This is a genomic window from Bacillus sp. mrc49 (assembly GCF_002803435.1).
In genome coordinates this window covers 57,350-83,689 of record NZ_PHNG01000710.1, presented here as the reverse complement: position 1 = coordinate 83,689, position 26,340 = coordinate 57,350, and the positions used below count along the sequence as shown (strand labels likewise).

Here is a 26,340-nt window from a genome sequence, read left to right as displayed (position 1 = left end):
TACCAATTGAGATGCATGGGGGTACCTTTAGTGATTGATTAATAATCGGTGGTGATGACGGATGGAACCGAAATGGCTTGAATGGGCGAAACAGCTTCAATCGATTGCCCAGGCGGGATTAGCGTATTCAAAAGATGTTTATGATTTGGAGAGATTCGAAGCATTAAGAAATATAAGCATTGAAATATTAGCGCAGCAGACGGAATTGGATATGGCCGTAATAAAGGATCTGTTCGCAAACGAAACGGGTTATGCAACTCCAAAAGTGGACATCAGGGCTGCGGTCTTCAAGGATAAAAAAATATTAATGGTAAGGGAAAAAACCGATGATCGCTGGGCATTGCCGGGTGGTTGGGCTGATATCGGGTATACTCCGGGTGAAGTCGCAGTTAAGGAAGTGAAAGAAGAATCAGGATTTGATGTAAAAGCCGTTAGGCTGCTGGGGGTACTTGATAAGAAGTGCCATCCGCATCCGCCCTCTTCTTATCACGTTTATAAAATATTCATTCAATGTGAAGTGATTGGCGGTCAGCCACGGGAAGGTGTGGAAACAAGCGCAGTCGGTTTTTTTGCTGAAAATGCACTGCCGGTATTGTCCATAGAGCGGAATACACAAGCACAAATCGAGATGGCTTTTAAGAGTGTAAGGAAACCATATCGACCCGTCTACTTTGACTAAACCGCATTGTATTTGTTTTTAAGAAAGGAATCATTTTGGCGTAATTGGGTATCAAGGGTTAATAGGAAAACGTGTCGAGAGTGGCTATAACGAAACCTAAAATAGCGGCGGAGAAGGAAGAAATACTTTTTACTATCCAAAAAAGGGGCATGCCGTTGAGAGGATCGATATGTCGCCAACGGCGGTGGAACGTTGCTTGGACCTTGCAAAACAGCATTGTTCGAACGTTCGAGCTTAAACTGGAAAAAATATTGTTAATCAATACCTTCTGACGTAAATCTCTCCCCTGAAAATGATAGTAGAATCATGATTGACAGGGTGAGACAGCAGAAAATTGGCTACTATACATGAGCGCATTTGATGATGAAGATCCAGGCAGGGCTTATAAAAAAGGCTCCAATATGTTCCGTCATGATTTAACAAGAAATGAAATTTGAATTTTTGGAGGGATATGAAACGACAGTTTATCCCTGGATATTTTATTTTCAAAGCACATTGGATATGATGTCACAAAAGGATTGGAAAATGGTTTGCTGTGCTAGTAATAATAAAGGGCCGCCAGATGGTGGCCTTTTGAATGTGCGATTGTATCCGTTTTCTTAAATAAAAATGTTATAATAGTAATCAGATTCATGGATTTATGAATCGAACACTTATGTTGATTCAAAGAAAGCTCGCGTAACGGGTACAAATCAAGCGAAGGAAACTCAAAGAGCAACTGATATGTATCAGGATTTGGCTAGATCGGTTACATCATGAAAGTTTGAAATTGGTGCATAATGGTAATATATATATAGGTAAGGAAACCGAATGAAAGAAAATGCATTTCAATAAGAGCTTTCACGAACTGGCGGCGCTTGAGTTTTAGGGAGTGCGGCAATGTGTAAGGCAGTTTTTTCTTGCATAAAAGCATTACCTCATCAAACTAAATTTTAGCAATATAATAATAGTAGTTATTTTATTCTATTAACAATTGTATTACACTATTATAGGGGTATAATTGAGACAGAAAAGGTGTGTGACTAAGTCACGCCTTGACTTGGTGTGACGCCTATGCAGGAGCGCCTACATCCTTTCTGCAAAAATAGGGAGTGAGGAAGGTTAAAATGAGCAACAGAGAAACTAAAACAGACGTCATCTTAATTGGCGCCGGAATCATGAGTGCCACTTTGGGGACACTTCTGAAAGAATTAGTACCGGCATGGGATATCAAAGTGTTTGAGAAGCTTGAAAGCGCAGGAGAGGAAAGCTCTAACGAGTGGAACAATGCGGGAACGGGGCATGCAGCCCTGTGTGAGCTAAACTACACAACTGAAAGACCGGACGGATCTATAGATATTAGCAAAGCCATTAAAATCAATGAACAATTTCAGCTTTCAACCCAGTTTTGGTCTTATCTTGTTAACAGGAAGCTGATAAAAAATCCAGAGGACTTTATCATGCCATTGCCACATATGAGTATGGTACAAGGAGATAAAGATATAACGTTCTTAAAGAAACGTTTTGAAGCATTATCAAACAATCCATTGTTCAAAGGAATGGAATTTTCCGATGACCCAGCAAAGCTGATGGAATGGATTCCGCTTATCATGCAAGATCGTCAATCGAAAGAAGCGATAGCGGCTACGAAGATCGACACTGGAACGGATGTCAACTTTGGCGCATTGACGAATATGCTGTTCGATCACTTAAAGACGAAAAACGTCGATATTAAATATAAACATAGTGTGGATAATATGAAACGGACTGACGATGGCTCATGGGAATTAAAAGTGCGTAATGTCGATAACGGCAACGTCGAACACCATACGGCCAAGTTCGTCTTTATCGGCGGCGGGGGCGGAAGCCTGCATTTACTGCAAAAATCCGGCATTCCTGAAGGAAAACACATCGGCGGATTCCCGGTAAGCGGCATTTTCATGGTGTGCAACAATCCAGAAGTTGTTGCACAGCATAATGCAAAAGTTTACGGAAAAGCCAAGGTCGGTGCTCCGCCAATGTCTGTTCCGCATCTGGATACACGCTTTATCGATAATAAAAAATCGTTGCTATTTGGACCATTTGCCGGCTTCTCTCCGAAGTTCCTAAAAACAGGTTCAATGCTCGATTTAGTCACATCGGTTAAACCAAATAATCTTTTAACCATGCTGGCAGCAGGCGCAAAAGAAATGTCATTGACAAAATACCTGATCCAGCAAGTCATGTTATCGAAAGAACAGCGCATGGAAGAGTTAAAAGAATTCATTCCGAATGCCAAAAGCGAGGATTGGGATTTAGTGGTCGCTGGACAACGTGTGCAGGTCATCAAAGACACTGCTGAAGGCGGCAAAGGGACGCTTCAATTCGGTACGGAGGTCGTTAGCGCCGCTGATGGCTCGATTGCAGCATTATTGGGAGCTTCTCCAGGTGCTTCCACTGCCGTGCACGTCATGCTTGAGGTATTCAAAAAATGCTTCCCGCAACATATCGAAGAGTGGGAGCCAAAATTAAAAGAAATGATTCCTTCTTATGGAATGTCACTTATGGATAATCCAGAGCTTCTGAATGAAGTTCATTCTTCAACAGCCGAGGCGCTTGGACTAAGCAAAAAAAAAGAATTAGCTTATAGTTAATTTTTGGTAATCAAAAAACGGAACCTTCAATCGTTAGTGGATTGAAGGTTCTTTTTTTGCATTAACGTCATTTCCAGAAATAGTTGATTATTAGTAAAAGCCTTACATGGATGATGAAGTGACTTGAGTAAACCGGGCAGGGATATACAAGCGAATTGGTTGAAATATTTTATTATACGGTTGATTATCTCTCTAAATAGACATATCATATTGATATATTGTGGTTATATGTGGAAAGGATGGGTTGAGTTGTCAATTGAACAATCAATTCTTGCTGTATTAAGCTTTTGGCCCAGCACAGGATACAATATTAAAGCAGAATTTGAGCATAAAGCTGCCGGCCTATACTGGGGAATGAGTTATGGAAGTATTTATCCGAAATTAAAGAAATTAGAAGAAGAAGGGCTTGTTCATCCCATTGAACAAGAAGAAGGAGGACGAAAAAAGAAACTTTATGAACTTACCGCAAAAGGGTGGCAGGAGTTTGAAAACTGGCTGCAGCTCCCTCCTGCCTATCCCGTTATAAGAGATGAATTGTTAATGAAGATGTCCACTTGGCATGAAGATATGGAAAGCTCAATATTAATCAGTCATCTCCTAAAAAGAAAAGAGAAGACCGAAGAATTGCTTGGATTTGTAAAAGCTTGGCCCACTAATGGTATTTCTTACATCAGTGATGTTGGCATGTTGTCCATTCGCTATGCTGAATTACGGCTTGAGGCTGAGTTGAAGTGGATAGAAGAATCCATACATGCATTGGAAAATAATCAACTTCCAAAAGGTCAGGATCCAAATGGAAACACTGAAAAACTGCTAGCAAGACGAAGAGGCCAAAGCGAAAAGGGGAAATAACATATGAAAGCTGGGGTATTTGAGCCTTTAAAATTTCGTCCATTTCGATCATTGTTTGGAGCTCAGCTATTTTCCGATCTGGGTAACTGGCTTGATTTTATTGCTTTACAAGTTATTGTTGCTTATCATTGGGGGCTGGATGAAACAGCCATCGCCGCTGTGATCATTACATTGGGGCTTCCTTGGGTCATCATAGGTCCCTTTGCAAGTGTATTTGTCGATCGCCTACCCAAAAAGCAAATGATGATCATTTGTTTGTTTTTAAGAATCATGTTTGTCGGAGGGATGTTTCTTGCCCCTAACCTTTCTATACTTTTAATATTTGTATTTTTGAAAGGAACGGTATCGGCCATTTACGATCCTGCGAGACAAAGTGTGATTAGGTTTACGGTACCTGACGACTTTCTTCCTGAGGCGGTAACACTTAGCCAGCTTTCCGTTAATTCGATGAAAATCATTGGTCCTGCATTAGGGGGAGGCCTCATATTGTTGTTTGGAACAAAAAGCCCATTTTTATTTGAAGCTGCAGGTTTTTTCATCGCCATTTTGTTTTTATTAACTCTTCCCAACATGGATGAAAAAGAACATCTTGCTGAAAATAAAAAAAGGGATGACGGACATTATTGGAAAGAACTATTGGAGGGCATTAAGCACATTTCACATACCCCAATATTAAAAAGCTCAGTTATCCTCTCCTCTGTAGCATTTTTTATCATTTTCCTGTACGACGGACTGTTTGTATTTATTGCGCAAAATCTAGGTTTCACGAAAGGGAATTTTGGATTGCTGATCAGTGCTGTAGGTTTAGGAAGTGTGGCAGGCTCTTTATTAATGGGCAGCTGGACTCATTGGAAAAGAAAACCGATTCATTTGATGTCAATTGCATTTCTTTTTAGCGGATCATTAATCATCATAATGGGCCTTGGCGGTATGGAAATTGTACAGCTTCCCGTTTTAGCCTGGGTGATTGGCGCATTCTTCCTTGGTTTCATGGGTTCAGGTGAGTCTGTCCCCTATGGGTTTATTTTACAATCGGAGACACCTAAGCAAATGATGGGAAGAGTCTCAGCTGCGTCCACCTCAGTACAAACCTTCTCCATGCTTATTGCCCCTGCTTTGGGATCACTTCTCGCCAAGTGGCTCGGAGTTTCTTTTGTCTTGATGGGAGCAGGAGGGGCAACCTGCTTATTGGGAGCTTTTGTCCTCATCTTTATCGTGAGAAGAATCAGCGATCAAAAAGAAATTCGCGAAGAACGATTCCAGGCTTAAAACGTTTTTTTATGTTGCATCAGTTTGGGAGTTCCCGCCAATTCATAAAAAAGGCGAATTCCCTGTCATTGGTTCATTGCGATATTTGTTCATAAGTGTTAAAATCTAATTAACTATAAATGGAAAGGGATGATGGGTGGACGATGGATAACTAATCTTATTTTTAGATTTTGAAATGTTATATTTCGAATGATAATAATATAGGATTAGTCTGCCCATTTTTCCATCATCTCTTGAGCTATTTAGAGCTGTAAAGCGAGATAGCTTATTTCAGTGCGGTAAATGAGACTAATCCTTCCAAAATAATTGGGAGGATTTTTTTATTCTCCCTACAAAAAGGGTGGATTCGAATGAAAGAATTAATGCAATTACAAAATATATGTTTTGAAATAAAGGATCATACGATTTTTGAAAAGGTGAATGTGACGGTGCAGCAAGGTGATATCATTGGCATCATCGGAAAAAACGGTGCTGGAAAAACCACGTTGCTGCGGTTGCTGAACAATGACGATTCACCGACTGAAGGCCAAATTAAACAAATCGTGAACGATCTTAAAGTCACCATGGTTGAACAAGAAACCGAGTCGCATTCCTTTGACGCCGTCATTCCTAAGGAAGGGGAATTATTGGAAAAGTGGCATGTTCCAAATGTTGACTTCCCAACGTTAAGCGGCGGAGAAAAATTGAAAGCGCGACTTGCAAGAGGATTCGCACAAGATGCAGACCTATTATTATTGGATGAACCGACAAATCATCTTGATGAACAGAGCTTAGATCTCCTCACAAAACAGTTAAAAGCTTTAAAAGGTACGGTTATTCTTGTATCACATGATCGTTATTTTTTGGATGCTGTTGCAACAAAAATCTGGTCCATCGAAAATAAAACGCTCATCAGTCACAAAGGTAATTATTCCAGTTATATGAAATTCCGTGAACAGAAAAGGCAAACACAGCAACGAGAATATGACAAACAGCAAAAAATGGTTGAACGCATTGAAGGGCAAATGAATGAGCTCACAAATTGGTCTAAAAAAGCGCACGCACAATCGACAAAAAAAGAATTCCCCAAAGAATTCTATCGTGTAAAGGCCAAGCGGATGGATGCACAAGTAAAGTCGAAACAAAAACGGCTTGAAAAAGAACTCGAAAAGATTAAAATCGAACCCCTTGAATCAGAATATACCGTTCGCTTCTCAATGACTGCAAATAAAAAAGTGGGAAAACGCTTTTTGGAAGTGAAAAGTTTAACGAAATCATTTGACGGGCGAACTCTTTTTAAAGACTCCAACTTTACGATCCAGCATGGAGATAAGGTTTCGATTTCTGGCGCGAATGGCAGCGGGAAAACGACTTTTTTGAAATTGATCGTTGGGCAGGAAAAGGCAGCAGGGGACATATGGATCTCACCATCAGCAAACATTGGTTATTTAACACAAGAGGTTTTCGACTTGCCGCTTGCTCAAACACCTGAACAATTATTTCATAAAGAAACATTTGAAGAGAGGGGACACGTTCAAAATTTAATGAAGCATTTAGGATTCATGGCTTCTCAATGGACAGAGCCCATTATGAATATGAGCATGGGGGAACGTGTGAAGTGTAAGCTAATGAAATATATTCTGGAAGAGAAGGATGTCCTTATCTTGGATGAACCAACGAATCATCTTGACTTAGCTTCACGTGAACAGCTTGAAGAAACGTTAGCACAATACAATGGTACATTATTGGTCGTATCGCATGATCGCTATTTCCTGGAAAAAACCACAACTTCAAAAATCATCATTGAAAATAATGAAATGCACAAACAATTGAATGAAGTGGCGCCGCAACAAGATAATAAGGAAGAAAAGCGCCTGCAGCTTGAAACGGAAAGGCAGGAAGTTTTAGGGAAGCTAAGCTTCATGACACCAAACAAAAAAGACTATGCCGAACTTGACCTCCGGTTCAAAGAGCTTACGAAACAAATAAAAGAGCTTTCGTAACGAAAACAAAAATAAAGAAGGAATTCTTTTAATAAGAATTCCTTCTTTGCATATTAGCTGTTAAGAAAAGATTTTTCGAAAAACTCTAGCAGGTGGTCTAAAGTGATCGGATCACTGTAGGTCGATGCTTTACTATTGATTTCAAAGATATGACCGTTTTTGACTGCAGGTATGTTTTTCCATGTTTCGGTGCCCACAAATGAATTTTCAACATCAGGGTTTTTACTGAAAATGATATAATCTCCGGTATACTCAGGAAGCACCTCGGATGATAGTGTATAAACGCCTGGTTTAAGTGCTTTTTCTTTTACTTTTTCAGGCATTTTCAAATTCATTGCTTGATACAATATTTCCGTTCCGCGTGCAAAATTATTTCCAAACACATAGAATTCCTTAGCATCGTTTTCAATGACAGAAACGGTTGCATCTTCACCGATTTTTGCACGTATCTTTTCTCCGGCAGAATTTGCACGCTCTTTGAAATCATTAACCCAATCTTTGGCTTCCTTTTCTTTGTTTAAGAGTTTTCCGATTTCGACTTGCTGTGATAAATAATCCAATTTTCCCCACGTGAATACGACAGTAGGGGCAATTTCATTAAGTTTTTTGATGTTTTTCATTTCCGATCCAGCTATGATAAGGTCTGGTTCAAGTTCAATGATCTTCTCCAGGTTATCCTCTGATACGACTTCGACTCCCTTTAGCTTATCTTTAAAAAGGGGGTTCATATTCGTCCATTGATCAATCCCGACGATATTTCCATCTAAAGCTAGAACATTAGGTCCATTGGAAAGAGCGATTATTCTTTTTGGATTTGCAGGAATCTTGACAGGGCCTGTCTCTGATTGATATGTAACCGTTTCCGCTTTAGACTTGTCTTCTTTACTTTCGTTCGCTTTCTCGTTGTTCCCACAAGCGCTGAGAATAAGTACGAACAACAGTAAGAATGGGATGAAAAGCTTTTTCATATTGATTTTCTCCTTGCTGATTTTAGTATAGGTAAAAACATACAGATAATTGTAAATAATAATGATAGTCATTTTCAAAGACTACTTCAAATATTAATAGGAATGATAATCATTGTCAATAACAATTATTAGATTGCTAAACTATTTGAAGTAAGGGCTCTTAAGCAGGTTCATCCGTAGCTTCATGAAGGGCAGGTTATTGCTTGGATTAGCTATTAACCTAGAAAGGAGTGTACCTTCAGCTAGTCCATCTTACGAAAAAATGAAAGTTACTAACAGGTGCTGCTTTCTTCAATGATGGACTTGCTGGGGCAGTTCTTATTTTATGAAGAGCGTGTCTTCATTAAAAAGACATAGTGTAATAAAGTATTCCTTGTTACTCTATTGATCATTTGTTCATTCTCTATTTTTTAAAAAAATCCTTTATAGATTACTTGGCATTTTTAATTTTGTTTTCTTTTAAGGAATTCATGGTGCCGATCTTTTGTACGGTCAAGTAAAGCTGCATTCAATTTCTTTCAAAATGAGAAATTGGATATAGCAGCTAAGCCAATGAACCAAGTGATGTCTGCTCCATCAAAGATCTTGGCCATCGACCCTACATAGAACGATTAAGGGATGTAAGGAAAGCGATGAGGCAGTGCAGTTTGTCTTGCCATCTTTCCCGTTTATAGCGAAATTGTCTTTCCCGTCATTAATAGAAAAGTGGCCTGTACCACGTCGGATATTTTTATGGTCGATATTTTGCAATATGGATTATGAAATGGTTTGCAAGTCAATCCCGTCTATGAATTCAACGAACGCTTTTACAATATTCAACTCCAAAGATTGTTCATGGTAATACATCCAGGTCTTACGGATGATCTTTTCCCCATTTTTTGTTTTGATGTCAATTTTGTGGATATCATCCAGATCATTCAATATCATGGTAGGCATGATTGCGTAACCTAGCCCATTCGCAACCATTTTTTTGCATGTATCAGCTTTGTCGACTTTGATGCTGACTAGCGGAGGTTGGGAATAGTTTTCTGCCCACCAATTATCAACATCGTTCTTTAGTAATGGGTCAGTCTGATAATCGATTCTTGGCAAGGTGGGAAGGAGGCGGATATCAATTGCTTCTTTAGAAGCGATGCAAATACTTTCTTCAAAGAGCAATTTCTTTTGGTCATTCCATCTGTGATCTCCTTTTACAAAGGCGATATGAACTTCTTGATTATGCATCAAGTGGGTAATTCGGCTGCTCAATCCTGTTGTTACCTTGAATTCGATATCAGGATACTGAGCTTTAAAAAGTTTTAATAGCCCTGGGAGTTTATAATCCGTAAAGAAAGTCGAAACGCCTAATCTCAATACTCCCGAAACCTGATCCTCCATATTCAAAACCGTTTCTTTTATCCTTTGGATATGCCATAACATTTCCTGAGCGCTTTTTGCCAAATACTCTCCCTGCGGCGTAAATTGAATGCCGCGGCGGCCTCTGTTGACGATCCGAACTCCAAAATGCTTTTCCATCGCTTTCAATCGATTCGTTAAAGCAGGCTGTGAAAGATATAATACTCTAGCTGCGTTTGTTATATTTTTCTCATTGTAAAGAGTTTGGAGAACGATCCAGTCCCTTTCATCCATAAAATTCACCCCCAATGAATTAGAAATAACTTTTTTTTATGGTTAAATATAATAATTCAATATTATATTTATTTCTACGATTATACTATATTTGTAATATGAATTGGATTTAGCGGGGTAATCTTTATTAGGGATGAAAGAAGGCTGTTTATATGAAATGGAACACTTTTGTTTTAAATGCTTGGTTTATAGCCTTAAGTAGCATGGGGGGATTTTTGCTCTCTTTGACCGGCCTCTCCATTGGCTGGATGATTGGTACATTTCTGGCGGCAGCCTTATTATCATTTTTAAGGCCATCATTACTGAATCAAGCTGAAAATAAAAAGGGAGTTCCTAAATATTGGCTGTTAATAGGGCAGTGCATTTTAGGAATTGAACTTGGCCAGAAAATAAATTTGTCGTTTTTACATATTTTCAGGGAGCATTGGAAGACCATTATCCTCATGCTTCTTATATCTATCATTTTTTCTTTACTTTCTGGTTTTATTCTATGGAAATATAGCAAAACGGATATGCTGACTAGTTTTTTTGGAACGGCTCCAGGCGGATTGTCCGCCATGCCAGGAATTGCGGAAGAAGTAGGGGCAAATACTGCCGTCGTCAGCATCATTCAAACCATGCGTGTTTTCTTGGTTATCCTCATTATTCCGCTCATTGTCTCTTCATGGCCAGGCAGTCATGCCGTTCAGGTCATCTATCCCTCCCAGACTGCCGCAACTTTTGAAATGGGAAAGATGCTTTGGACAATGCTATTAATAGTGGCTGCAAGCAGCGGGCATCAATTGGCCAAGTATCTTAAATTTCCAGCTCCATGGTTAATCGGGAGCATGGTCGGAGTAGCCATTTTTCAATCATCGGCGTCATTTTATATGGGGTATGATATCGTTTCATGGTGGCCGCATGCAGTGATGATCGTATCACAAGTGTTCATTGCATCCAGTATTGGCGGACGATTCCAAAGAGACATGTTCATAGGGTTGAAGCGGACGATAATCGTGGCTTTATTAAGTACGATAGGTCTTATTTTTTCGATGATCATGTGTGCTTTTATCGTTTCAAAAGTAACGGGGATCGCTCTTATTACCACTGTTCTTGCATTCGCTCCTGGCGGCATTGCTGAAATGACAACCACATCGATCCTGATGGATGCAGATTCTACATTCATCATCGCTGTGCAAGTACTCCGAATTATAATCGTCTGCATTATATTGCCGCCATTCTTCCGGCTATTGAATCATTGGGGTCAGGCAAAAAATATATACTCCCAAACATCTGCTTAATTCTGCATACATTTGCTTTCATTTATCCGTATAATTATAGAGAATCACGATAAAAAGGAGCAGAGGTCTGTGGAACTTCACAATGGAAATTTAGATAGATTGGCTTTAAATATGAAAGAGATAATCCGGAATTCCGGTTATCCATACGAGAATATCATCTTTCTCTGCATAGGTTCCGACCGTTCCATAGGGGATTCTTTAGGCCCATTAGTGGGAACGATGCTTAAAGAACAACAAGTGCCGTATCGTGTTTATGGCACTTTGGAAAAACCTGTACATGCATTTAATTTGGAGGAAACATTAAAAGAAATCAATAAACAGTTTAAAAAGCCACTTATTATTAGTGTGGATGCCTGTTTAGGCGAGCAAAACCAAGTGGGGGATGTTTTCCTGAACGCGGGACCGCTTGTACCTGGAAAAGCCTTGAAAAAGGTTTTGCCGGAAGTGGGGGATTATCATATCGTGGGGATGGTCAATTATATCGATCCGTTGCCAACGATGCAATTTTTAAATGATACCCGACTATACACGGTCATGAATTTGGCGAAAAGAATCGTGAAAATAATCATTCAAGCATCTAATTAGGATCCTATAATGTAGACGGGGCTGTCGCATGAACCTTTTCAAATGGGTTATGCGGCAGTCCCGTTTTCCTGGGAAATTGGATGATTATGTGATAGCTCCCGTCAAAATAGCAACAATGATGAGGATTAATGAACAAATAAGGGCCCATTTAAATGCAAACCGCTGCAGTTCACCGATATCTGTTTTCACCATACCTACTATTAGAAGAGTCGAAGCAACGAGCGGACTTAAAAAATGTATCGGCTGGCCCAGTACCGAAGCCCGGGCAACTTCCAACGGGTTCACTCCGTACGCAGCACCTGCTTCAGCAAGGATGGGGAGAACCCCAAAGTAATAAGCATCATTGGATAAGACGAATGTAAATGGCATGCTGGTCAAGGCAACGACCAAAGGGAAAAATGAGCCCAAAGAATCTGGAATGATGGCGACTAGTGAATTTGCGATCGCGTTAACCATTTTAGTGCCTGAAAAAATCCCCGTGAAAATCCCCGCGGCAAAGACCAATGTTACTACCGTTATGGCGTTCCCAGCATGGGCCATGACCCGTTCCCTTTGTTGCTCTAGATTCGGATAATTGATCATTGAAGCAATCACAAACCCGATCAGGAACAAAACGGGTACCGGTATTAATCCCATTACCAGGACGACCATGACCGCAAGCGTTAAGATAAGGTTGATCCAGATTAATTTTGGCCGCTTTACATCATCATGCATGACGGAAGCGACCGCTGCCTCATCAAGAGCTACTTTCATTCCTGGAGCGTAATGGATTTGAACGATGCCAAGCTTCTTACGTTCCTGTTTTCCAAGTACATAGGCAGTAAAAAGAATGGCAGCCATTCCGGCCAGCATGGTTGGGATGATCGGAATGAAGAACTCATTTGCATGTAAACCTAAAGAGGCTATCGCTCTTGTGGCAGGGCCTCCCCAAGGCGTCATCCCACTCATGATACTTACGGAAAGCATGGATATCGTAGCAAGAATAAGGGGATTCATGCCAAGCCTCAAGTAAAGCGGCAGCATGGCAGAAACCGTAATCATATGCGTCGTGGTTCCATCACCGTCCAAAGCAACGGTCATGGCTATCACGGCAGTTCCTATTGCTATCTTCACTGGATCTCCCTTCACGATTTTCAACATCCATTTGATAAGCGGATCGAATAGGCCTGCGTCAATAAGGATTCCGAAAAACAAGATGGCGAACAATAGCAAGGCAGCTGAAGGAGCAACAACTTTTAACCCTTCAAGCATCATATCCCCAAGTTTGGAACCAAAACCGCCAATGAGGGCAAAAATGATTGGGACAATCGTCAAGGCTGTAACCGGAGACAAACGTTTGGACATAATTAAGTAAGTGAAGATGACGACCATTGAAACACCAAGAAAAGTAAGTATGATATTCCCCTCCTATAAAGAAATCGCTTACAAAATGAATCAGCTACAAAAATTAAACCAGTCTTATAGTTTCCAACCCTCATTCTTTTTTTAGAATATTACAAAATTTAAAATAAGTAAAATACATGATTTTTAATGTTTTTATAAAAAAAAACTTATAATCCAATATCAAAAAATAAAAAGCACAATGAAAATGGGGGAACCATTTTCATTGTGCCATATGTTCAGAGAGTGGCGTTTTTATTTAAAAAATCAATGAAGTTTTTAACGGAAGATAGCTTTAATGCTTCTTGGTTATACATTAACCACGTATTCCTTAATACAGGTTCTCCATTTTTGTAGGATAATCCGTACGTATGCAAGTTATCGGCTGGCTGCATGCATATTTCCGGCAATATGGAAACGCCAAGATCGTTTTTAACCATCTCTTTGCACGTTTCCTGCCGATCTGTCTCCATGGTAACTAGCGGAGGTTCCGAGAACCTGTCGTGCCACCAGCCGTTAATTAAGTTTTTTAGCGAACTATCAGTTTTGTAATTGATGAACGGAAGTTCCGGCAGATTATCCAAATCCACCTGTTTTTTAGAAATTAAGCAAAGTCTTTCTTTATGCAGCAACGTTTTAATCCCATACCATTCATAATTCCCCCGTAAAATGCCCAATTGGACACTCGAAGAATCAAGAAGGTGCATAATTTCCGTACTCCATCCTGTATTGACATTAAATTGGACATGAGGGAATTGGGTAGAAAAACTTTTCAATAATTTTGGAAGCTTATATTGGGCGAAATTGCTGGAAACCCCCAGCCGTAACGTGCCTCTTACCTCATTTTGCATATTCAACATATAATCTTTGGTTTGCTGCAGTTTTTTGACCATTTCCTCTGCGTAACCAGCTAAATGTATCCCTTCAGAAGTGAACTCGATACCACCCTTGATTTTAAAGAAAATACTAGTTCCAAACTCTTTCTCCAAGTTTTTAAGTCGGTATGTTAATGCAGGCTGAGAAATATATAAACGCTCTGCTGCACGAGTGATGCTTTTTTCTTCATAAAGCACCCTTATCGCTGTCCAATCTTTTTCGTCCATACTATACACCTCTTTGTTGATTATAAGATTTTTTTTTGTTTTTTTAAAAAAAATATGTATTTTACTTATAATTCAATTTATCATACTATACTTTCAAAGGAACTGGTAGTGCTGGAATACTATTATAAAGGTGGTTAATGTAATGAAAATACCAGTAGTATTGATGCGTGGCGGTACAAGTAAAGGGGTTTTTTTCAATTATGAACATATGCCTTCCGATCCGTCACAGTGGGAAGCGTTTTTACTGGATGTAATGGGCAGTCCCGACCATAGACAGATTGATGGTCTTGGTGGAGCTAATTCATTGACTAGTAAAGCAGCGATCATCAAGAAGTCAGATTCATTGGATCATGATGTGGAGTACACATTCGCCCAGATAAGCATAGATAATCAGATGGTGGATTTTAAAGGGAATTGTGGGAATATATCATCCGGGGTAGGACCATACGCCATTGAGCAAGGATTAGTTCCGGCAATCGAACCTGTTACAACGGTTAGGATTTTTAATAAAAATACACAAAAATTGATTACAGCAGAAGTGGAAGTTGAAAATGGACAAGTGAAAACAGAGGGAGCCTGCTCCATTCCAGGCGTTCCTGGGACGGGGTCACCTGTATACCTTTCTTTTAATCGTGCAGAAGGGGCTGTAACCGGGAAGATTTTCCCTACAGGAAACCCAATCGACATGATCAAAACTAAAGACAGGTTGATCCCTGTTTCGATTATTGACGTCGCAAATCCCCTCGTTTTTGTCAGAGCTCATGATATCGGCTTGGTCGGAAGCGAATTGCCTGCGGACTTTTCACAGGAAAAACTAAATGAACTGGAAGAAATCCGCGCCATTGCAGCTGAAATGTGTCAATTTTCCGATAGGAAAACTGCAACGATTAAATCTCCTGCTGTGCCCAAAATGACCATCATTGCCCCTCCAATGGATTATATAGATGTAACAGGAACGGAAAGGAAAGCGGAAGACATGGATTTGGTGATCAGGATGATGTCCATGCAAAAGCCTCATCAAGCGCTTGCCATTACAGGGGCTATCTGTACAACTGCCGGAGCGTACTTACAGGAAACGATCTTATCTGAAATGGTGAATATTAGACACGAAATTCTCCGATTGGCCCACCCGGCAGGTATAATGGAAACCAAGGTTGACTTCCTGGCAGGACATATCCGCGCCATAAAAGTTGTACGCACAGCGAGGATCATCTTAGAAGGATACGTGTACACGAAAAGGAATTACGAACTTATTCACCAATTGGCATGAATAGTTAACTCAATAAACCCAAAACACACTTGCTAAGACGACGCATCGAGTGTCCATCGATGTGTTATGCTCGCAGGTTCTAATCAATCCGTACCCGCTGGTGTCATCACTAGCTTCTCCAATTTCGCTACGCCAAATTTTATGACCACTAACCAAACATGGATTTATGCATGATAATCAGCTGATCATTCCCGTTATCTACCGATTCATACACCCTCTGAAAAACGTTTCGGTACAGCTTCAGGTATAGGATGGGTACTGTGTGGATCGGTTTTAAGTGGGCTGTATTTTTTCGGCAACGCCGAAGATAAGGAATGATCAGCTTGGTTGGTGACTTAAATGACAGTAGTTACTGACCATAGGGAAGCATTAGAAAGGAGGGTTCAAGTGGACACAAACATTTTATATTTTAAAAATTTGAAGGTAGAGTACAATCGATCGACTACGTCAAATGGGCTGTACACATGCTGGAGAATGATTTTTCATCACAGTCATGAATGATTTTAGCTTCTTTTTGTGAACCAGACAGTATTTTTGAAGTTGAAGATTATTTTTCAAGATCTATAAGAGAATTAGGTTTGCAGGAACCTTTACCCGAAGATTGTACAAATGATTATATGGAGATATTATTAACGAAAATTTCAAATGGTGAAGGAGATGTTCTTGAAATCGCTTATGAGATGTATACCGTCGTCCGTAAACATTTCCTTAATGAAAGTTTATCAGTCTGGTATGATATTAGTGAAAAAATTCATGACCTTCAATATGGTGATAATATTGAAAGTTTAACAAAGGGTGCATTAATTACAACGATCGTGGAAGAAGCCAAAACACAATTAAAAAGCCATTGTAAAAGAACGTTACCAATTGTACCAAACGATACCGCCTAAAATGAAGATGGGGATGCAAGCCATGAATATTCCATAAAAAGATAATTCAAAGTCTTCGGGATTTCCACTAAAGGATCTAAGACCTGTTCTATCCAGTGAAGGTCTTTTTAGGCTGTTTTTTTCCTCTTCTTTTTTGCTCATGAATTCCTCTCCTTTTCAACCAATATATTACATTTTACTTCGAAAAAAATCATCTAATTCATGCATTCTCTGGCTGATGGTGCTTTGTACATAAAGAAATACATATTGATGCGATATTGCGCATTTGTGTATAATGTGAAGTGTCGAAGCATTTCGCCTCCAATCGACAGCTTTACAGAGGGCGGCGGTGAGCTTCCTCGGCGTGAACACCTGTTCAGTCTCACTTGTCCAGCTGCTCCCGCAGGAGTTTCGCAATCTGCTTCAATCAATCTGGAATTGCTTCGTTTTAAAAGCAATAAAAGAGCCTAATTTAAAGAAAGTTTGGTGACTTCAATGTCCACGGTGGATAGAAGAATACTCAAATCCCAACAAGCGATTAAAAAAGCTTTCATCGAACTGATGTCTGAAAAAAATTTCGACCAGATTACGATACAAGATATATCCGACAGGGCAAATGTAGGCCGAAGGACAATATATCATCATTATCTCGATAAGTTTGATTTACTGGATAAGCTCATTGAAGAACATATTAACGAACTAAGAAAACTGTGCCGATCAGCATCGGAAATGGATTTCATAAATGCGAATCTGATTTGGTTCGAATACTTTGAAAGGAATTTTTTATTCTTTTCGACGATGTTAAAGAGCAAGGGGGCTTCCGCTTTTCGGAGTCAGTTCCTGGAATTTGTCATGGAGGAATTAAGCGGTGATGTGAATATAAACGAAGGGGAAAATCAAGGATTAAGCAAAGAAGTCGTTCTTAGGTTCTTTGGATCGGCTGTAGTAGGCGTAGTCGAATCATATTTCACGAATGATATACCTGATCCGCCTCAAGTCGTCGCAGAACAATTGGGACTTTTATTGGACAGGAACCTATAATTGTCTCCATTATGAATGGGTCCGGATTGAGTGGGGAGTATTGTAAGCGCAAATTCAAACGCTGTTGGCCAATCTGGAATCAAAAAACATGGAAAGTCCGATATGAAGACATTCGAATCCTAGATTGTCACGGCAAGACATACTTTGCAGTTCTAATGCCTGGACAACCAGATATGTTGATCAGGCACTTTACTGCTCGCTTTACCCAATGCGTTTCTAATATATCCAATAAGCCTCGATCTGGGGAGGGCTCACTCTGTTAGGAAGCTATAGAATGAAAAGGGATCCAAAGCGGATCCCTTTTTAAATCACCTGACTAGCGCAGGAGATTTGTTTTGGCAAGTTCGATTAATTTATTGCCATCACCATTGAGCACTGCTTTGACCATCCATAATGTAAAACCATGTGCTTGGTCAAATTCTATTCTTGGCGGAAGGGATATTTCCTGGCGATTCACAAGTACATCCAATAATACTGGTCCATCATGTTCAAAAGCCCGCTTCAGTGAATCCTGGAGGTCTGCTGGATCTTCTACACGTATCCCCATGATTCCCATTGCTTCGGCAACGGCTGCCAGGTTCGGGTTTTTAAGCTCTGTACCGGTTTCCAAATAGCCTGCTGCCTTCATCTCCAATTCGACAAAGCTAAGCGCACTGTTGTTGAATACGATGATCTTTACGGGCAGATTATGCTGTCGCAGGGTCAGCATATCTCCCATTAACATGGACAGGCCCCCATCGCCAGAAAGGGCAATGACCTGCCTGCCTGAATCGATGCACTGCGCCCCGATTGCTTGCGGCAAGGCATTTGCCATCGAACCGTGATTGAAGGATCCCAATAATCTCCTTTTCCCATTCATTTCAAGGTACCTGGCTGCCCACAAGGTAGGTGTCCCTACGTCACAGGTGAAGATCGCATCCTCGCTGGCAAGGTCACTGACCATTTTCGTTAAATATTGAGGGTGGATGGGTGTATGGCCTGGTTTGCCTACCGCTAGTTCATCAAGCCCTTCGCGGACATTTTTATAATGATCCACAAATTTATTCAAGTGTCGCTGGCCATGCTTTTCTGTTAGATAGGGAAGCAATGCTTCAATCGTATTCTTGACATCACCGCATAGGCCCAATGTTAAATTTGCCCGCCGCCCAAGGTGCTCAGCCCTGAGGTCAACCTGAAGGATTTGGGCTTTCTTGGGGAAGAATTGTCGGTATGGGAAGTCGGTTCCGAGCATCAGCAATACATCACAATCCATCATGGCGTGATATCCTGATGAGTAGCCAATCAAACCTGTAAGACCTACAGAGTAAGGATTATCATATTCAAGATGCTCCTTCCCACGTAGGGCGATGACCATCGGTGACTTCAACCGGTCACAGAGTTCCATCAGCTGGGGGTGGGCGCCTTCACAGCCTGCACCGCATAATAATGTAATTCGCTTGCCCTGATTTAAATATTCCGCCAGCCTTTGCAATTCGGCATCGGATGGGCGGACAACGGGTTCCGTCACATGTACGACCTTCTCAGGGACGGCTTCACTGTCAGGCATTGCAGCTACATCACCCGGGAGAACCAAAACGGCTACACCTTTCCTTGAAACCGCATGCTGCATCGCGATTGTGACCATACGAGGCATATGCTCAGGTTTCGACACCAGTTCACTGAAGTGGCTGCATTCCTTAAAAAGCTGTTCAGGGTGGGTCTGCTGGAAATACTCGCCGCCAATTTCATTGCTCGGAATATGGGCCGCGATAGCCAAAACGGGAATCCGGCTGCGATGGCAATCATACAAGCCATTGATAAGATGAAGGTTCCCAGGGCCGCTGCTGCCTGCGCAAACGGCGATGCTGCCGCTCAACAGGGAATCCGAGCCTGCGGCAAATGCTGCGACTTCTTCGTGACGGACCCCAATCCACTCGATCTTGCCAGAGCGTCTGATGGAATCAAGGACAGCATTCAAGGAGTCTCCAACAATTCCATAAATCCTTTTCACACCTGCTTGCAATAATGAGTCAATTAATAGGTCTGCGATTGTTTGCTTCATTCTTTTCCTCCTAGATGTCATGGTGATAATAGATGCTTCCTAATTGGGAGATGCAATGGTTATAAAGGATTTCCCCTGCGAGCTTTTGGGGGCTTCACTCTTAGAGCAATGATGAAGGACACGACACATAATACGGCTATGATCATGAACGTCGGCCTGAATCCGTTGATGATGGCAGCAATGAACGATCCGGAAAGGGCACCGAGGCCGAAGCCTTGATAGACGATACTATAATTTTTGCTGTGGTTTTTTAAACCAAAAAAATCACCAACGATTGCGGGAAAGACGGTAATATTACCTCCAAAGCAAAAGGCGATCCCCGCCACACACGTAAAAAAGAGACCGAAGCTAATATTCCCCAGGGTCAATACAAGAACTGCTGCAGCGGTGACGAGGAAGCTGAAGGCAATCACCTTCATCCGGCTGATTTTATCCGAAAGGGCTCCCAGGATCAGACGCCCGATCGTGTTGAAGATGGCAATCATGGCTACGGCATTCGCGGCAGTGACCGCATCCAATCCAGCCAATTGGACACCTGCATCCTTGGCGATGCTGATTAAGTAAAGCCCGCTCATGCAAGCGGTAAAAAACATGACGAACAATAGGTATACCTCTTTTGTCCTCATCATTTCCTTGACTGTATAATTGTTCGAGTCTGTAAGAGCGGACGCATCACCAGCGGCTTCCGGTGCCTCCCGTATAAAACGCGATCCAATAAGCACCATGGCCATCACAATGATTCCCCAGTACATAAATGTTTGTGAAGGACCGACATTATTTATTAACCATGTGTTGATGAATTTGAATAGCAGGCTCCCCATTCCGTAAGCGGAAACGGAAATTCCTGAAATCAGCCCCTTGCGGTCCGGAAACCATTTTATAAGATTGGACAAAGTGGTAATGTAGGCCAGGCCATCCGCGAATCCGACAACCACCCCTGCGGTGATGTATAAAACCATTAATTTTGAAACGAATGAACTTGCGATCAATCCAGCTCCAAGCACGATTCCGGCTAAAGCGATCAGCCAACGGAGGCCCCATTTTTCCTGCAATCTCCCTGCAAAGAGCGTCGCAACTGCCAAAGCGAAGCTCGTTATGGAAAAGGTGATGGCGACTGAACTCAGTTTCCAGCCGAATTTGTCTGCCAAGGGCTGATTGAATAAGCTCCACGTGTAAATCGTGCCCAAACCTATTTGAATGATGATCGTACCAAAAACAATCGATCCTTTATTAACTCTAGGAATATTTTTTCCTCCTTTCATTGATACCATTTGGGTATGCTTCTAGATTGCTTTTATTATGACCATCATGATTGTAGTACTATTCGTAATTATCGAGGAACCGTGTAAAGGGGGGGAAAGAAGCTTTAGGATATATGAACCCATCGTTCCTTCAGGGGATATTTGGCATTCTTATCAAAACAGGACATTGGTCGGAAGGGGAATATAAGGGTTGAGGGGAAATAGTTAAGGTGGTTATGATGCATAAAAAAGAGGGAGATGGTTTTTTGAAGAAATTACTCACCAGCTTGGTAGTATTGACAATGGCCCTAGGGATAACTTTTTCCACCGCTTTCGCATCCGCCGGAGGATTTCACCATCCTGATAGCTGGGATAAAAATTCTATTTTGCGTAAGGACACCCTTGGGGTGGAAGTCAGAAATATGCAGTATATCCTGAATGTAATGGGATTTTATACCGATTCAGCGGTTGTTGACGTCGATGGAATATTCGGACCGAAAACTGAAGCGGGTGTAAGGAAATATCAAAAAGAAAACAACCTGAAAGTGGATGGTGTGGTTGGTCCCAGGACGTGGGACAGCTTTTCGCATTATATTAAGAAAAACGGCAAGAACACCTATGGAGCAGGTGGAAACATGGGGCTCAGAATCAAATGGCAGTACGATGATTCCTCCTACACATCCGGATCTAAAGCCTATATTTACGGTAATGGAGATACTTTAAGCGATCAATACCGCTTGTATGCCAATTAAAATAATATAGAAGTAAAGGTATTTCCTTCATACGAAAAACGTGACCGCTTAGGCACGTTTTTTCTTTATGCAACTAACGGGGCATGTTAGTTGGACAATCTTTAGTCGATCACAATAACTGAAACAAACACTCTTTCCTTTAACCTTGAATTCAGAACGACCTGATGTAATAGCTTCCGGTATATTGGATGGACGTGAAATATTGATGGTAGATGGTAATCCACAAGTAATGATCTTTCCGTCGATGTTCACGGATTTTTTACAAGCACCGGATGATTATACGATCAATTATGGAAGGTTTTCCATCAGAATCATACGTTTTTTGCCTTTTTACCAACAATATGGGAAGTCATCATACTCATTATTTTATTTCGTGTCGTTATAGATGCTTGTAACAGGATACCTAAGAACCTGGTGATCTTGATTGCACTGATTGGACCTATCTTAATTGGTGAAACAGCCATTACAGCAAACTTGATCCATCTCGTAGGTCTCATCATCGGAACCCTGTTTGGCAATTCAGGACTCGCAGCAGCATTTAGTATCCTAAGATTTATCATCATTATTCAGGTACAAGTTTTGTCAAGATGAGACTGGAAAACATAAAAAAGATGAACCGGTAGATACATTTCCTGGCTCATCTTTTCGTGTTTTTTGTCCTCTTATAATCTTCGGTTTCCCAAGTTCCGCTCCTCAACTCGAAAAAGTGAAGCCACACCAATAAAATTATAAATAATGAGGAGGGAAACAATACGTTGAAGGATTGCTTTCGAACCAAAATTTTACGCCCTTTGCTGGATATACATGAAAATCAATATATTTTTGTTCATGTGTATAAAAAGTCAGAGTTTTGATATGATTGAAACGAGTGAAAAACGGAGGTGCTTACGGGTGGAAAAGAAAGCATTAATGATCATTGATATGCAAACGGCCGTCGTGGAAGAAGGCTATAAACGCGATAAGGTACTTGACAACATCAACCATTTAATACAATCTGCAAGAGGACTGCAAATACCGATTATCTATATTCAACACGAGTCGCCAGAAGGTCCATTGAAAAAAGGCGAACCTGGGTGGCAGTTTCACCCGAGTCTTGAGAAGCCACTCCTTCAAGAGGTGACCATCTTTAAAAGCGTGCCGAATTCGTTTAGCCACACCCCATTACAACAAACACTCGACAAGCTAGGTGTAACGGAGCTCTACATTTGTGGGGCACAGACGGAATACTGTGTTGATTCCACATGTAGGGGAGCCTTTGATTTAGGCTATGATGTCACCCTTATCGGTGATGCCCACACAACGAATGATGCAAATCACCTCTCAGCTCCCCGCATCATTGAACATGTCCATGAAACGTTAAAGAACTTTTGGAGTCCAAATGCAAAGATATGTTTGAAAAAAACAACAGAACTTGATTGGATCGAAAGTGAAATCCACCCTCAATAAGCGATTGCTAATCGCTCAGTTTATAGAAAAAACGGGATGGGAATTGAAAAATTCCGATTCCTTTTTTGATTCCAATAAAAAGAGCATGTTATTTTCTTTCATGAATGAAGGCGATCCATGGAATCTTCCATTTTACGAACTAATTGTTTCACTGTCACCGCTTGGTCAATATTTTTTATGAAGCGGGTGTGCGAGGCTCCTTTGGGCGATTGCCTGAAGTGGGTAGCCGTTATGATGTAATGACCACGAAGAAAAAACAACCTTTCGAGGCGTGTTCGAGTACAGTTCATAACATAGTTCAAGCTATTAAATGCCTATCAATTCATGTTATAATAGTTAACTTAGGATGATTATAATTGAACGGATGCCAAGAAAAAGCCTCCGCTTAGCGATACAAAAACTGGAGGTGTAAGAGAGTGAACAAACAATGGACCATTGGCAAAATTAAAGAATTCGTTGAGGGCAATTCGGAAAGTAAGTTGCTAACGACGGAATATCACGGTTTTTCGCAAAAGTTACTATTTAAATGTACCTGCGGCAGTAACTTTGAAAAAACATTCAAGAAATTCAAAAATAATAACCAACGTAAATGTGACGTATGCCAACCGCCTAAAGCGGCTCGGTAACATGTAGCGGATATACGGAGTGCCGGTTTCTATTGAAAAGAAATTGGCACTTTTTTTATTAGGAGGAAGGGATCAAATTTGTTGCTCCTATTCTGATATAACAATGTGCGTTAGTGAAAATTTGTGAAGGGCAATGATGCGCATCATGAAGACTTTGGTGAAATCGATACAGTGATGCTTGTTTTGAAGACTGGATAAATAAGATCGGAATGAAGCAAGTCAACGGACTCTATTCTTGTAATGGAGTATATAAAATCAGGAGAAGGACTGCTTCAATTTCACATTAACACAAATATTTTATAAAATATAAGTATTGAAGGATGGGGCAAGCATTAAATGTACATAAACTCACAAATACTCATACAACAGATGTTAGAGAAGGAAGGGAAATAAGGTGAAGGATCAGTATATTTTGGCATTAATCAGAGAGAATCCTTTTATATCACAACAAGAATTATCAGTAAAACTTGGACTATCAAGATCAGCAGTGGCTGGATATATTTCAACTCTGACGAAAAAGGGAGAAATAATAGGGCGAGCCTATATCGTGCGGGAAGAGTCACGAATTACTTGCATTGGTGGCGCCAATATAGATCGTATGTCACAAACATTGAAGCCCATTCAGTATGGTACGTCCAACCCGGCAGCGGTTAGACAGTCCTGTGGCGGTATTTCCAGAAATGTATCAGAGAACCTCGGAAGGTTAGGATGCCAAGTATCATTGATTACTTTGATCGGGGATGACCAAGAAGGAAAATGGTTAATGGAAGAAACAAAAAGATACGGAGTGGATGTTAGTCAATGCTTAGCATTGAATATGGAAAAGACAGGTACATATACATCCATTCTTGATGATTCTGGTGAAATGATTTTAGCGGTGGCTGATATGCAAATCTATGACCAGTTTAACATTGAGTTCATTGAAGCACGTTGGTCGCATCTTGCCTCTTCCAATATAATATTTGCAGATTCCAACCTTCCGGAAGAAACCTTGACTTATCTTATCAAAAGATGTGAAAAAGAAAAATTGAACTTATGGATTAATCCCGTTTCAGCGCCTAAGGCATCGAGAATGCCAACTAATTTACATGGCATAGATTTATTGATTGCCAATCGTGGTGAAATATCGATAATGTCCAATATGGAAGTCGTTACGATTGAAGATTGTAAGAAAGCAGCCGAGCAAATCATTCAAAGAGGAGTCAGACAGGTCATCATCACCTTGGACAGGCAGGGGATTTTTTGGGCAGCTAATGATGGAAGGCAAGAGCATCTGCTTCCACTACAAGATAATTTTCAATGTAACAATGGAGTCGATGAAGCATTGATAGGAGGCATATTATTCGGCATGAATCAAAATGAATCCTTCGAACGATCTTTACGATTTGGCATGGCAGCTTCCTCAATTACCTTGCAAACATGGAACACCAATGCAGATATTACGGATGAGCTCCTTTACGAACTTGCTGAAGATGGCTACAAGGATGATATGGATTGATGGCAAGGATAACTTTGGCTTTAGTTCCATGAAACCAATAAGCAGAGGGATTTACGTGTATATTTAGAACAAAATATAAAAAAACCGGAAAATTTCTTTTTTCAAGAAAATTTCCGGTTTTTTTGTGTGAATTTAAATTATTCTGCATTTACTAAACATTTGTCTTTGTGATAAACTTTTGTTTTAAAACTCATTATTACCTATCTATATTCGGTAGTGAGATATGAAAGGAGAAAGATCCAATGAGTAAAATGTACTTTTATCCTTTGTTTGTGGTTATTGGGGCATGCAGCTACGGTGTAGTTTCAACAATCATAAAACTATCTATGCTTGATGGTTTTTCAGCCTCGGAAGCAGTTACAAGCCAATTTGTCATGGGCTTTATGCTAGCAGTTTGTATATTTGCCGTTCAAAGAAAAAAGTTGAAAATCAGTGGAATCAAAAATATGATCCCCGTGGGAATCTTGACAGGGATGACCAATATTTCGTATGGTCTTTCCTTGAATTATTTGCCTGCATCTTTAGCTGTTGTTCTTTTATTTCAGTTTACATGGATCGGCATGCTGATTTCTTGTATTGCAAAACGACAATTTCCTGGGCGAGCTGAATACATCTCCATACTATTATTATTTGTCGGAACCATTCCAGCAGCTGGCCTAATGGATGTCGACTTAAAGAAGGTACCTTTTCAAGGTTGGCTATGGGGGCTGGGAGCAGCCGTTTGCTATTCTCTATTTTTATTTTTTAATGGCAAAGCAAATCCAAGCATGGCAACATCAAATCGATTAGTCTTGGTTTCTTTCTTTGCTTTCATAACGACAGCTGTCTTCCAAACTCCACAAATAGTCTGGGATGGCACTCTATTTAGTGACGGTCTCTGGATATACGGTCTGGCATTAGGTTTATTTGGAATGATTCTACCAGTTTATCTGTTCAGCATATCCATTCCGAAAATAGGATTAAGTAAATCATCAATATTGAGTGCAGTTGAGCTGCCAGTCGCAATGATGGTCTCGGTAATTTTGTTAAATGAAATGGTGACATTGTTGCAAATGTTTGGAGTATTAATCATAATTTTGGGCATTTTTTTATCGACTTTAAGTGGAAAGCGCATGCTGGGAAATAAAAATAAGGAAAAAGCATTTAACTAAATTTTTAAAATTTATTGACAAGTTAAAATGTAAGCGTATACTAAACATATGTTTAACAAAGAAACA

22 protein-coding genes and 1 pseudogene are annotated in these 26,340 nt (G+C 40.5%); 16 read left to right on the top strand and 7 right to left on the bottom strand.

Annotation, left to right across the window (positions count from 1 at the left end; genetic code table 11):
• The first annotated feature begins 61 nt into the window (after nucleotides 1-61).
• The 5 genes from CVN76_RS19585 to abc-f all read left to right on the top strand — a co-directional run bounded on the left by CVN76_RS19585 (nucleotide 62) and on the right by abc-f (nucleotide 7,394).
• The gene (locus tag CVN76_RS19585) at nucleotides 62-679 is read left to right on the top strand and encodes an NUDIX hydrolase (RefSeq protein WP_100532701.1); all 618 of its coding nucleotides are present in this window, start codon (nucleotides 62-64) and stop codon (nucleotides 677-679) included.
• 1,106 nt (nucleotides 680-1,785) lie between these two features.
• Nucleotides 1,786-3,291, top strand: a complete 1,506-nt coding sequence (locus tag CVN76_RS19575) for a malate:quinone oxidoreductase (protein WP_061140203.1) — start codon at nucleotides 1,786-1,788, stop codon at nucleotides 3,289-3,291.
• A gap of 249 nt (nucleotides 3,292-3,540) precedes the next feature.
• Complete coding sequence (locus CVN76_RS19570; RefSeq protein ID WP_100532699.1) at nucleotides 3,541-4,143, top strand: PadR family transcriptional regulator; 603 nt, start codon at nucleotides 3,541-3,543, stop codon at nucleotides 4,141-4,143.
• Between the two features lie 3 nt (nucleotides 4,144-4,146).
• Entirely contained in the window at nucleotides 4,147-5,412 is a 1,266-nt protein-coding gene (locus tag CVN76_RS19565; RefSeq protein ID WP_100532698.1) for an MFS transporter, read from the top strand.
• A gap of 350 nt (nucleotides 5,413-5,762) precedes the next feature.
• Nucleotides 5,763-7,394 (top strand): ribosomal protection-like ABC-F family protein, encoded by a 1,632-nt coding sequence (abc-f, locus tag CVN76_RS19560; protein ID WP_100532697.1) that lies wholly within the window; start codon nucleotides 5,763-5,765, stop codon nucleotides 7,392-7,394.
• Between the two features lie 53 nt (nucleotides 7,395-7,447).
• Here abc-f and CVN76_RS19555 read toward each other — a convergent pair whose 3' ends face one another.
• On the bottom strand, nucleotides 7,448-8,362 hold the full coding sequence (locus CVN76_RS19555) for an iron-hydroxamate ABC transporter substrate-binding protein (RefSeq protein WP_100532696.1): 915 nt from the start codon (nucleotides 8,360-8,362) through the stop codon (nucleotides 7,448-7,450).
• A gap of 756 nt (nucleotides 8,363-9,118) precedes the next feature.
• Nucleotides 9,119-9,991 carry a LysR family transcriptional regulator gene (locus tag CVN76_RS19550; protein ID WP_100532695.1) on the bottom strand — a complete coding sequence of 291 codons (873 nt, stop codon included), beginning with the start codon at nucleotides 9,989-9,991 and terminating at the stop codon, nucleotides 9,119-9,121.
• A gap of 152 nt (nucleotides 9,992-10,143) precedes the next feature.
• On the opposite strand from CVN76_RS19550, the gene CVN76_RS19545 reads away from it, so the two are divergent.
• Both CVN76_RS19545 and yyaC read left to right on the top strand, forming a co-directional pair.
• Nucleotides 10,144-11,271, top strand: a complete 1,128-nt coding sequence (locus CVN76_RS19545; RefSeq protein ID WP_100532694.1) for an AbrB family transcriptional regulator — start codon at nucleotides 10,144-10,146, stop codon at nucleotides 11,269-11,271.
• A 69-nt stretch (nucleotides 11,272-11,340) separates the two neighbouring features.
• Nucleotides 11,341-11,856 (top strand): spore protease YyaC, encoded by a 516-nt coding sequence (gene yyaC, locus CVN76_RS19540; protein ID WP_232732360.1) that lies wholly within the window; start codon nucleotides 11,341-11,343, stop codon nucleotides 11,854-11,856.
• Nucleotides 11,857-11,940: 84 nt separating this feature from the next.
• Here yyaC and CVN76_RS19535 read toward each other — a convergent pair whose 3' ends face one another.
• Complete coding sequence (locus CVN76_RS19535; protein WP_100532693.1) at nucleotides 11,941-13,251, bottom strand: CitMHS family transporter; 1,311 nt, start codon at nucleotides 13,249-13,251, stop codon at nucleotides 11,941-11,943.
• A gap of 224 nt (nucleotides 13,252-13,475) precedes the next feature.
• The gene (locus CVN76_RS19530) at nucleotides 13,476-14,339 is read right to left on the bottom strand and encodes a LysR family transcriptional regulator (protein ID WP_100532692.1); all 864 of its coding nucleotides are present in this window, start codon (nucleotides 14,337-14,339) and stop codon (nucleotides 13,476-13,478) included.
• Between the two features lie 142 nt (nucleotides 14,340-14,481).
• Here CVN76_RS19530 and CVN76_RS19525 point away from each other — a divergent pair, with 142 nt between their 5' ends.
• The gene (locus CVN76_RS19525; protein WP_100532691.1) at nucleotides 14,482-15,609 is read left to right on the top strand and encodes a 2-methylaconitate cis-trans isomerase PrpF family protein; all 1,128 of its coding nucleotides are present in this window, start codon (nucleotides 14,482-14,484) and stop codon (nucleotides 15,607-15,609) included.
• Nucleotides 15,610-16,106: 497 nt separating this feature from the next.
• On the top strand, nucleotides 16,107-16,499 hold the full coding sequence (locus tag CVN76_RS19520) for a hypothetical protein (protein WP_100532690.1): 393 nt from the start codon (nucleotides 16,107-16,109) through the stop codon (nucleotides 16,497-16,499).
• Here CVN76_RS19520 and CVN76_RS31150 read toward each other — a convergent pair.
• Nucleotides 16,470-16,640 (bottom strand): hypothetical protein, encoded by a 171-nt coding sequence (locus CVN76_RS31150; RefSeq protein WP_157805722.1) that lies wholly within the window; start codon nucleotides 16,638-16,640, stop codon nucleotides 16,470-16,472. The genes CVN76_RS19520 and CVN76_RS31150 overlap by 30 nt on opposite strands.
• A gap of 333 nt (nucleotides 16,641-16,973) precedes the next feature.
• Here CVN76_RS31150 and CVN76_RS19515 point away from each other — a divergent pair, with 333 nt between their 5' ends.
• On the top strand, nucleotides 16,974-17,519 hold the full coding sequence (locus CVN76_RS19515) for a TetR/AcrR family transcriptional regulator (protein ID WP_100532689.1): 546 nt from the start codon (nucleotides 16,974-16,976) through the stop codon (nucleotides 17,517-17,519).
• 316 nt (nucleotides 17,520-17,835) lie between these two features.
• Here CVN76_RS19515 and poxB read toward each other — a convergent pair whose 3' ends face one another.
• Both poxB and CVN76_RS19505 read right to left on the bottom strand, forming a co-directional pair.
• A complete protein-coding gene (poxB, locus tag CVN76_RS19510) occupies nucleotides 17,836-19,560 on the bottom strand; it encodes a ubiquinone-dependent pyruvate dehydrogenase (protein ID WP_100532688.1) in 1,725 nt (574 codons plus the stop codon).
• Between the two features lie 59 nt (nucleotides 19,561-19,619).
• On the bottom strand, nucleotides 19,620-20,831 hold the full coding sequence (locus CVN76_RS19505; RefSeq protein WP_232732358.1) for an L-lactate MFS transporter: 1,212 nt from the start codon (nucleotides 20,829-20,831) through the stop codon (nucleotides 19,620-19,622).
• 236 nt (nucleotides 20,832-21,067) lie between these two features.
• On the opposite strand from CVN76_RS19505, the gene CVN76_RS19500 reads away from it, so the two are divergent.
• The 6 genes and pseudogenes from CVN76_RS19500 to CVN76_RS19475 all read left to right on the top strand — a co-directional run bounded on the left by CVN76_RS19500 (nucleotide 21,068) and on the right by CVN76_RS19475 (nucleotide 26,274).
• Nucleotides 21,068-21,553, top strand: coding sequence for a peptidoglycan-binding domain-containing protein (locus CVN76_RS19500; RefSeq protein WP_157805721.1), 486 nt, complete (start codon nucleotides 21,068-21,070; stop codon nucleotides 21,551-21,553).
• Nucleotides 21,554-21,671: 118 nt separating this feature from the next.
• Nucleotides 21,672-22,144: pseudogene (locus tag CVN76_RS32475) on the top strand (spore germination protein).
• Nucleotides 22,145-22,444: 300 nt separating this feature from the next.
• Complete coding sequence (locus CVN76_RS19490; RefSeq protein ID WP_157805719.1) at nucleotides 22,445-22,999, top strand: cysteine hydrolase family protein; 555 nt, start codon at nucleotides 22,445-22,447, stop codon at nucleotides 22,997-22,999.
• A 416-nt stretch (nucleotides 23,000-23,415) separates the two neighbouring features.
• The gene (locus CVN76_RS19485; RefSeq protein ID WP_061140222.1) at nucleotides 23,416-23,625 is read left to right on the top strand and encodes a hypothetical protein; all 210 of its coding nucleotides are present in this window, start codon (nucleotides 23,416-23,418) and stop codon (nucleotides 23,623-23,625) included.
• A 394-nt stretch (nucleotides 23,626-24,019) separates the two neighbouring features.
• Nucleotides 24,020-25,123, top strand: a complete 1,104-nt coding sequence (locus CVN76_RS19480) for a carbohydrate kinase (protein ID WP_100532684.1) — start codon at nucleotides 24,020-24,022, stop codon at nucleotides 25,121-25,123.
• A gap of 251 nt (nucleotides 25,124-25,374) precedes the next feature.
• Nucleotides 25,375-26,274 (top strand): EamA family transporter, encoded by a 900-nt coding sequence (locus tag CVN76_RS19475; protein ID WP_100532760.1) that lies wholly within the window; start codon nucleotides 25,375-25,377, stop codon nucleotides 26,272-26,274.
• Nucleotides 26,275-26,340: the final 66 nt, after the last annotated feature.